Origin of the sequence: Terrisporobacter sp., from assembly GCF_017888745.1 — a bacterium.
Classification (GTDB): Bacteria; Bacillota; Clostridia; order Peptostreptococcales; family Peptostreptococcaceae; genus Terrisporobacter.
The window spans coordinates 1-9,153 of the sequence record NZ_JAGHFM010000291.1 but is presented as its reverse complement, the minus strand read 5'-3'; the positions used below and the strand labels follow the sequence as shown (position 1 = coordinate 9,153).

General features: G+C 27.4%; 9 protein-coding genes. 7 read left to right on the top strand and 2 right to left on the bottom strand.

The features are described 5' to 3' along the window. Positions 1-246: 246 nt before the first annotated feature. The 7 genes from J7G74_RS13395 (at position 247) to J7G74_RS13365 (ending at position 6,929) form a co-directional block, all read left to right on the top strand. Positions 247-678 carry a gamma-glutamylcyclotransferase family protein gene (locus J7G74_RS13395; RefSeq protein WP_297136253.1) on the top strand — a complete coding sequence of 144 codons (432 nt, stop codon included), beginning with the start codon at positions 247-249 and terminating at the stop codon, positions 676-678. A gap of 151 nt (positions 679-829) precedes the next feature. Beyond that, positions 830-1,657 (top strand): PHP domain-containing protein, encoded by an 828-nt coding sequence (locus J7G74_RS13390; protein ID WP_297136251.1) that lies wholly within the window; start codon positions 830-832, stop codon positions 1,655-1,657. 277 nt (positions 1,658-1,934) lie between these two features. Further along, positions 1,935-2,624 (top strand): DUF969 domain-containing protein, encoded by a 690-nt coding sequence (locus J7G74_RS13385; RefSeq protein WP_297136250.1) that lies wholly within the window; start codon positions 1,935-1,937, stop codon positions 2,622-2,624. Then, positions 2,624-3,553 (top strand): DUF979 domain-containing protein, encoded by a 930-nt coding sequence (locus tag J7G74_RS13380; protein ID WP_297136248.1) that lies wholly within the window; start codon positions 2,624-2,626, stop codon positions 3,551-3,553. Before J7G74_RS13385 ends, J7G74_RS13380 begins: the two co-directional genes overlap by 1 nt. Positions 3,554-3,584: 31 nt before the next feature. Next, complete coding sequence (gene pcp, locus J7G74_RS13375; protein ID WP_297136246.1) at positions 3,585-4,226, top strand: pyroglutamyl-peptidase I; 642 nt, start codon at positions 3,585-3,587, stop codon at positions 4,224-4,226. Between the two features lie 432 nt (positions 4,227-4,658). After that, complete coding sequence (locus tag J7G74_RS13370; RefSeq protein WP_297136244.1) at positions 4,659-6,008, top strand: MATE family efflux transporter; 1,350 nt, start codon at positions 4,659-4,661, stop codon at positions 6,006-6,008. Between the two features lie 102 nt (positions 6,009-6,110). After that, positions 6,111-6,929: a MerR family transcriptional regulator gene (locus J7G74_RS13365; protein ID WP_297136242.1), complete on the top strand. Its 819-nt coding sequence runs from the start codon at positions 6,111-6,113 to the stop codon at positions 6,927-6,929. Positions 6,930-6,989: 60 nt separating this feature from the next. On the opposite strand, the gene J7G74_RS13360 is transcribed toward J7G74_RS13365, so the two are convergent. Both J7G74_RS13360 and J7G74_RS13355 read right to left on the bottom strand, forming a co-directional pair. After that, on the bottom strand, positions 6,990-8,126 hold the full coding sequence (locus J7G74_RS13360; protein ID WP_297136240.1) for an AI-2E family transporter: 1,137 nt from the start codon (positions 8,124-8,126) through the stop codon (positions 6,990-6,992). Between the two features lie 38 nt (positions 8,127-8,164). After that, the coding region (locus J7G74_RS13355; RefSeq protein ID WP_297136238.1) for a hemolysin family protein at positions 8,165-9,153 on the bottom strand (989 nt) is incomplete at its 5' end.

Sequence of the window (9,153 nt, the reverse complement as noted above, 5' to 3'; positions counted from 1 at the left end):
TATAATAATATTAAAGTTAAGAATTTAATAATTTAATAATACTTAAATATTAGTAATTAAATAAGAATATTGATGAAATAAAATGATTTAGATAAAATTTTATCAAAAAGTTTACATTTGATAATAGTTAATATATAATTTTGCATAACCTAAAATCAAATTGATTGACAAAATAGGAACATTAAAACAATTAGATGGAATACTTTTAAATTTAAAAGCAGAAAAATTAGGTGGTGAAATTTACTAATGAAAAACATTAACTTTTTTGTTTATGGAAGTTTAAGAGAAGGATTTTTTAATTATGATAAATACTTAGCTGGAAAGGTATTAGAGAAAAAAGATGCTAGACTAGAAAATATGAGGTTATATCATATGCCTTATAAAGGATATCCAGCTATAACTCCTGGTGAAGATGTAATATTAGGAGAAATTATGGTTATCAATGAAGACGATTATGAATCAACAATGAAAGCTATGGATGAAATGGAAGGTTTTATAAGTGAGAATAATCCAGAAAATGAATATCATAAAATTATCTTAGAAGTTGAAAACATACAAAATAAAGAAAAAGAAAAATGTTATATTTACTTCTATAATAAGGATAAAGATGATATTTTTGAAAGAGATGCAGTATATGTTTCACACGGAGATTGGAAAAAGCATATGCTAAATAAATAATTTTAAAATAACTTAATGAGCTTGATGTATTATATCCTATAAGACATCAAGCTTATTTTTTACAATAATGAATCATATTTTATCTAAATTGACATAAAAATATTTTTCGTGATAATGTATTAATAGAAATAACTATATAGGGGGATTTGAGATGAGAGCGGATTTACATAATCACAGTTTTTTATCTGATGGAGTTTTAAGTATTGAAAATATTTTAGATTTTGCTAAAAAGATTAAGCTTGATTACATAGCCATAACTGACCATGATACTTTAGCAGGTGTTATATCAGCATATACTTATGGAGAAAAAATAGGTATATCTGTAATACCTGGAGTTGAAATATCTACGAAAGATTATAAAAGGAATCGTTCAGTTCATATACTTTGTTACTTTCCTAGAGATATTATAAAATTACAAGAATATTTAAATAAAACTCTTATAAAAAGAGAGAATGCAAAAAAGGAAATGGCTACTACTTTAATGAAAGATTTTCCTATAACAATGGAACAAATAGAGCAGCATAGTAAAAAAAGTCAATCTATGTACGAAAATCATATAATGCATACCTTGGCTGACCTTGGATATACAAATGTTGTTGTGGGAGATTTATATAAGGAGTTACTATCTAAGGATGGAGAACATTATGTAAAAATAGCTTATCCAGATGTGTATGAAGTTTTAAACTTAATTAAAGAAGTTGGTGGGATAGCTGTTATGGCACATCCAGGACAATTTGATTCTATAGAACTTTTGGAGGAGTTAGCGAAAGAAGGATTAATCCAAGGAGTAGAATATAATCATCCTAGAAATTCAGATAAAGTAAAAAAAGTAATAAAAGATATAGCAAACAGATATGATTTAATTATGACTGGTGGAACAGATTTTCATGGATATTGTTCTGGAAAACCAAGCCCAATTGGAAGTTTTATTTGTCCAGAAGGAGAAGTTGAAAAGTTAATTAAATTAAGTGAAAGATAAAAACGTATTACTTATGTAATACGTTTTTATAATATTAAATAAAAGTTTGAAGAAGTTCAGATTAAGGTAAAAAAATTTATTAGAAATAAAATAAATATACATATAAATTTAATATTAATAAGGATAATATATAAAATGCTAAAAAATTAAATTAATTCGATATTTTCTGACAATTTTTTAAGATATATAGAAAAATATATTTACATGCATATAATAAAATTATATAATTAATTAAAACTAACGAAGAAGAACAAAGTCAAGAAAGGGAGATGACAATATGGAGTTAGTAGGAATTTTAATAATAATAATCGGTTTTGCTATGAAGCTAGATACAATAGCAGTAGTAGTAACAGCCGGAATAGCTACTGGATTAGTAGCTGACATGAATATAATGGAAATATTAAGTACTCTAGGAGAAGGATTTATGACAAATAGAACAACTTGTTTATTCATGTTAACAGTGCCGATAATAGGTCTATGTGAAAGATATGGATTAAAAGCTAAAGCAGTAATGCTAATTAAAAAGGCAAAAGGATTATCTACAGGTAAATTACTTAGTGGATATACATTTATAAGAGAGGCAACTATAGCTATGGGGGTTACTCTTGGAGGACATCCGCAATTTGTAAGACCATTAGTAAGTCCAATGGCAGAAGGGGCAGCAATTGCTAAATATGGAGAATTAGATGAAGAAGATTTAGATAAAATAAAAGCTTATTCGGCAGCTTCAGATAATATAGGAAACTTTTGTGCTCAAAACGTATTCATGGCGAACTCAGGTATACTTTTAATTGCTTCTACATTAGAAGGATTAGAAATGAATGTGGATACATTACAATTAGCAAAAGCAGCTATACCAATAGCTATCATATCATTAGTATTATGGATAGGTCAAAATATATTACTAGATAGAAAATTACATAAAAAATATAGTTCTAGAAGAGATAATGTAGGAGGTGCTGCATAATGGATATAACACAACTTTCAAATGTTTTATTAGAAGTATTCTACATGATGATAGGATTATATATGGGAATTACTATGGTATTCACTTTAAAAGATGTTAACCATAAAACAAGAGTTGGTACATCATTATTTTGGGGAATACTTTCAGTAATATTTATATTTGGAAAGTATATACCAAGTGCTATAGTAGGTTTACTAATAGTTGTAATAGCAATTTTATCAGCAACTAAACAAATAAATATAGGAACATTAAAACAATTAGACGAAACATTTACAAACTTAAAAGCAGAACAATTAGGTTTAAAAATATTTATACCTTCTTTAGCAATAGCAATAATAGCTATGCTTATAGCAACATTTACTGAGTTTTCAGGAACAGTAGCAATAGGTATATCATCAGTTGTAACTATTGGTTTAACATTTGCTATAACAAAAGCTAAGCCAATGGAATTTTTAGAAGATAGTAACAGAATGTATCAATCAATGGGATCATTTACTATACTTCCTCAACTATTAGCATCATTAGGTGTATTATTTACAGCAGCAGGTGTTGGAGATAAAATATCTTCAATTATATCAGGGGTTATACCAAGTGGAAATATTTTAGCCGGGGTTATAGCTTACTGTGTAGGTATGGCTGTATTCACTATGATAATGGGTAATGCTTTTGCAGCATTTTCTGTTATAACTGTAGGTGTTGGTTTACCATTTGTATTTGCTCAAGGTGGAGATCCAGTAGTTTGTTCAATACTTGCATTAACAGCAGGATACTGTGGAACATTATTGACACCAATGGCTGCAAACTTTAACATGCTACCAGCAGCATTGCTTGAATTAAAAGATAAAAATGCGGTGATAAAAGCACAAGCACCAGTAGCTTTAATATTATTAGTAATACATGTATTCTTAATGTATACTTTAGGATTTTAATTTTTAATTATAACTAATCGGAGGCAACATAATGAAAATATTATTAACAGGATTTGATCCATTTGGAGGAGAACCGGTAAACCCAGCGGAAGAAGCTGTAAAAAGAGTAAGTGATAATATAAAAGGGGCTGAAGTTATAAAAATAACTATACCTACAGTTCAAAATAAATCAGTTAAAGTAATAGAAGAAGCTATAGAAACTCATAACCCGGATATAGTAATATCTGTAGGGCAAGCTGGAGGAAGATTTGATATAACACCAGAAAGAGTTGCTATAAATATGGATGATTTTAGAATAAAAGATAATGAAGGAAATCAACCAACTGATAAAGTAATTAAAGAAGATGGTCAACCAGCTTATTTTACAAATTTACCAGTAAAAGCTATGGTTAAACATATGAATGACAATAATATACCATCTACTCTATCATACACAGCAGGAACTTTTGTATGTAACCATGTAATGTACGGAATATTATATATGATAGATAAAAAGTATCCTAATATAAAGGGTGGATTTATACATATACCATATATGACTTCTCAAGTTATTGATAAGAAAAACACACCATTTATGTCATTAGACGAAATAGTAAAAGGATTAGAACTTGCCATAGAAGCCTGTGTATTATATGATGAAGACATAAAAACTATAGGTGGCGAAATTTGCTAATTAAAAACATATGATTAATAAATAATAAAAGGAGTATCTTTAAATAACAAGATTATATAAAGAGATACTCCTTTTTTACATACAAGGAAATTATATTGAGTTTGCAACTGCTGAAAACTACTAGGTTAAAGCATTATCAATGTGTTTGAGAAGTTGTAAAAAAGTAAATTTTGAGCAACGGGCAAAGCCGTTGGTGATATGAAGTGCAGCGCCCACGCAGTGGCTTAAGCGAAGCGAATTTTGAGCAACGGACGAAGTCGTTGGCGATATGAGCGAAGCGAATTTTTTATTATGGTGAACTTCTAATTTGTTGTATTTGCAAATAGGTAGTTTTATTTCTTGTTTTTACCTCATATCAAATAAAAAAATATTGACTCTATACCTACTATAGACTTTATAATATATTTTATTGAAATTATTAGGAGGTATATCATGGTTTCACAATTTTTAGGTTATGCCATACCATCAGCTTTGGCAAACTTTATATCATCATTATATACATTGGTAGATGGTATTTTTGTTGGTCAAGGTGTTGGTGATACAGCTTTAGCCGCAGTTAATATAGTACTTCCTTTCACCGTTGTATTAATTGGTATAGCGAATATGTTAGCAGTAGGTGGGGGAGCATTAGTATCAAAAAATATAGGTGCTAATAATATAGATAAAGCAGTAGATATATTTAGACAAGTAATGAAATTATTATTAATTATATGTATTGTAACAAGTTTGGTTTGTATAATATTTGCAGAGCCGATAGTAAGAATGTTAGGAGCTACAGATAATTTAGCACCTATGGCTACAGATTACTTAAGATTTTATGCAATATTCTGCATACCTAACTTAGTAGGTATCGTATTAAATAGTTTTGTAAGGAATGATAATAGACCAAAACTTGCTATGGTTTCTACAATAGCTGGAGCTATAACAAATGTAGTGCTTGATTATGTTTTTATCTTCCCGCTAGATATGGGTATAAAAGGAGCAGCAATAGCTACAGGTCTTGGGCAAATAGTTACAGTTTCAATGCTTCTTCCTCATTTCTTAAGAAAAAGAGGAGTATTAAGCTTTGGCAATACATCTTTAAATAAAGTAACATTAAAAGACGTATTAAATATAGGATTCCCATCATTTTTTGGTCAATTAAGTTTCTCTATTATAGTATTCTTCCATAATATAGCATTTTCAAGTTATATGGGAGAAGTAGGTATATCAACATACAGTATAATAAACTATATAACAACAAATATATACATGGTGTTATTAGGATTAACATTTGGAGCACAGCCACTTATAAGCTATAATTTTGGTAGAAAAGACCCTGATAAAATGTTAAAATTCTATAAAATAAACTGTGTAAGTTCTTTAGTAGTAAGTATAAGTGCAGCGGCAATGTGTTGGATATTTGGAAGAAGTATAGTAGGCATATTTACAACAGATCCTAATATAGCTGACCTTGCATATAACGGTATAAAAATAGCTTGTTTAGCTTATATAGTTAGTGGTATAAATTTAGATACTTTAGTCTATTATCAAGCAGTTGAGATACCAAAATTCTCAAATATGTTTTGTATATTTAGAGCAATGGTGTTTTTACCAATATGTTTATATGTATTACCAAAGATATTTGGATTAAATGGTATTTGGGCAAGTGTCTTAACATCAGAATCTTTAACATTTATAACTATGTATATAATAGCCAACGTGAAAAAATATACAGATATTGTTATTAAAAAAAGCAATAAAGAATGCAATACGTTAGGACATGAATCAATAAATATGTAATAATAAAAGATGAACTTAAGTTTTGAGTTCGTCTTTTTTGTATATAAAGCAATTTTTATTTAGATAATACTATTAATAGTTAAGTAAATAGGAGGTAGTTAAATGGGAAAGTATTTATCCATAGGTCAAATAGGTAAATTAAATAATCTTTCAGTACAAACTTTAAGACACTATGAAAAGATAGGAATTTTAAAGCCTTCTTATATTAACAAAGAAAGTGGATATAGATACTATTCTATGAAAGATTTTAATACTATTGATTTGATCAAACAATGTAAAGCAATGGGATTATCTTTAGAAGAAATTAAAGAAGTTATAAATAATTATACTTCTTTAGAGTCAATAGTAAACATTTTAGGTAACCAAAAAGAATTAATAAATCAAAAGATAAAAGAATTGGAAAATATAAAAAATAAAGTAGAGTCATTGGAAAAGAAGATAGATTTTTCTTTAGATAAAGGAATAAATGAAATATTTATAAAGTATAACGCAGAAAGAAAATTTATTAAGTATAATTTTAAAGATAGATATACAGATGAATTTGAGATAAACTTGAGAAAAATTTTATTAGAAGTAGAAAGAGATTATGAAAATATAAATGCTGAAATAGCCTTTACCATATCTTATGAGGAAGTAAATGATAAAGGAATAGCGAATTGTGAAAATGTAATGATACACTTAGGTGAAAATGTTACATATGAAGGTGAAAAAATAATATCTATGCCAAAGGGAAATTACTTAACTATGTATTTTGACGATACATATAGACATTCTGGTAAATACTATGAAGCAATAATAAAATATATAAAAGAAAATAACATAAAAACTGTTGGAGATTTTCATGAAATATATATAATGACTAGGGTTGGAAGTGATGGAAAAGATAAATCTCTTGGACAAATTGAGATAAAACTTGCTTAAATTATAAAAAGACTTTGAAGTTTAATTTTCAAAGTCTTTTATGATTTATAATAGTAAATTTTATGATGTTTGATCATCCTCTACTAATGATGTTTTTTCAGCATGGATAAATCTTTTAACATATATTAAAATTACACCTGTAACTGGTACTGAAAGTAATATTCCTAAGAAGCCTGTATATTTTCCTGCAAGAGTAACTGCAAGCATTGTAAATATAGGTGGAACACCTACTTGTTTTCCAACAAAATATGGTTCAAGTACAGCACTTTCTAATTGTTGTACTATTATCATTACTATTAATACAAAAACTGCTTTTTCTACAGAGAAGAATAAATTTACCACAACAGCTATAATTGTTCCTATTATTGGCCCAAAGAATGGTATCATATTTGTAACACCAGCTATTATACCTACGAATAGAGCATATTTTGAGCCGATTAAAGAAAGTATTATTGTACAAATTATACCATAAATTGTAGAATCCATAGCTTTAGCAACAATATAAACTCCTATATTTTTATCTAAGATTTTCACAAATTCTTTAGTTTTTTCATAATGCTTATTTAATAATTTTTTTGCTAATAAACTAACTTCATTTAAATATTTTTCTTTAGATAAAAGTAGATATACTGATACGACTAAACCTAAGAATATATTTATAGTATATGAAACTACTGTACCCATAATATTTATAATAAAATCACTAAGAGTAGTTGCTACAGAAGTAGACAAAGGAACTAATACTTTTGTTATAAAGTCATTTACTTGAGTCTTTACCTCTGGACTATTTATATTGAAGTTAAAGTTTGGTGAAGCAGTATTTATTATATTCTCTATTTGGCTTATTCCATGAGGAATAGATGCATACAGATCGTTTACATTAGATTGTATAACTGGGAATATGAACAACCATGCAAATACAATGATACATATTGTAACTCCATATACTATTAAGATAGAAAAAGCTCTCTTTAATTTAAATTTACTTTCTAATTTCTTCATAGGCTGATTAAGTATATAAGCAATTATAAAACCTACAAAGAAAGGTGTAAAAATTCCACTTAATGTAGCTATATTACTTTTGATAAAGCCTGTAATTTGTGAAAAATGTTTAAGTGTAAGTATACCTAAAAACATAAGAATTATAGGGATTATATATCTTATGGATTTCATCATTTCGTCTTTAAATTTATTCATTTTTTACTCCTTGGCTTATCTATTTATAAGAAGAAAACTTATGATAAGCTTTCTTCACATTTATCTTTTAAAGTTATTTTTATATTTTCAATCCTTCTATTTTCAACTTTTATAACTGTAAACTCAATATCTTCTAATTGGAAATTTGAACCTTCATCTGGAATTCTATTTAATTTTGTTAGTAAATATCCATTTAATGTATCATATTCACCAATTTCAATATCCAAATCGAATAAGTCATTAAAATCAGTTACAGTCATAGACGCCTTTACAAAGAAGTTGTTTTCATCAATTTTAGTAACAAGACACTCTTCTGAGTCGTATTCATCTTCTATATCTCCAACTATTTCTTCAATTAAGTCTTCCATAGTTACAATACCAACAGTACCGCCATATTCATCAAATAATATAGCTAGATGAACTTTTTTATCTTTTAGGACTTTAAATAATTCATTGGTTCTTCTTGTTTCTAAAGCAAAGAAAGGTTTTTGTAAAATATTTTTTAACTGAATATTATCAAAACCAACTCTTCTTGCTTCAACTAACAAATCTTTTGTATATAAGATACCAACTATATTATCTATAGTATCTTTATAAACTGGTATTCTAGAATAGCTTGAACCTAATACATCATCTAATATATTGTTTATATCATCTTCCATGTTAATGGCAAAAAGCTCATTTCTAGGAGTCATTATTTCTTTAGCTGTCTTATCATTAAAGTCAAAAACACCATAAATCATTTCTTCTTCATCTCTTTCAATACAACCATCTTCTTGTGATTGTGATATCAAAGATTTTATTTCTTCTTCAGATACTTTTTCTTCTATATCTGCATCATTATTTCTTGTAATTTTTAATACAAGAGTAGTGGATAATGATAAAAGTTTTATAAACGGTTTTGCAATTTTAGATATAAAATAAATTGGCTTTACTGATATAAGAGATATCTTTTCAGCTTTTTTTAATGCAATCCTTTTTGGTACTAATTCTCCAAATACTAATGTAAAATATGACAGTATTAAAG

Coding starts and splice junctions, on each gene's coding strand:
- J7G74_RS13395 (WP_297136253.1), top strand. CDS start 247: ATGAAAAACATTAACTTTTTTGTTTATGGAAGTTTAAGAGAAGGATTT.
- J7G74_RS13390 (WP_297136251.1), top strand. CDS start 830: ATGAGAGCGGATTTACATAATCACAGTTTTTTATCTGATGGAGTTTTA.
- J7G74_RS13385 (WP_297136250.1), top strand. CDS start 1,935: ATGGAGTTAGTAGGAATTTTAATAATAATAATCGGTTTTGCTATGAAG.
- J7G74_RS13380 (WP_297136248.1), top strand. CDS start 2,624: ATGGATATAACACAACTTTCAAATGTTTTATTAGAAGTATTCTACATG.
- pcp (WP_297136246.1), top strand. CDS start 3,585: ATGAAAATATTATTAACAGGATTTGATCCATTTGGAGGAGAACCGGTA.
- J7G74_RS13370 (WP_297136244.1), top strand. CDS start 4,659: ATGGTTTCACAATTTTTAGGTTATGCCATACCATCAGCTTTGGCAAAC.
- J7G74_RS13365 (WP_297136242.1), top strand. CDS start 6,111: ATGGGAAAGTATTTATCCATAGGTCAAATAGGTAAATTAAATAATCTT.
- J7G74_RS13360 (WP_297136240.1), bottom strand. CDS start 8,126: ATGAATAAATTTAAAGACGAAATGATGAAATCCATAAGATATATAATC.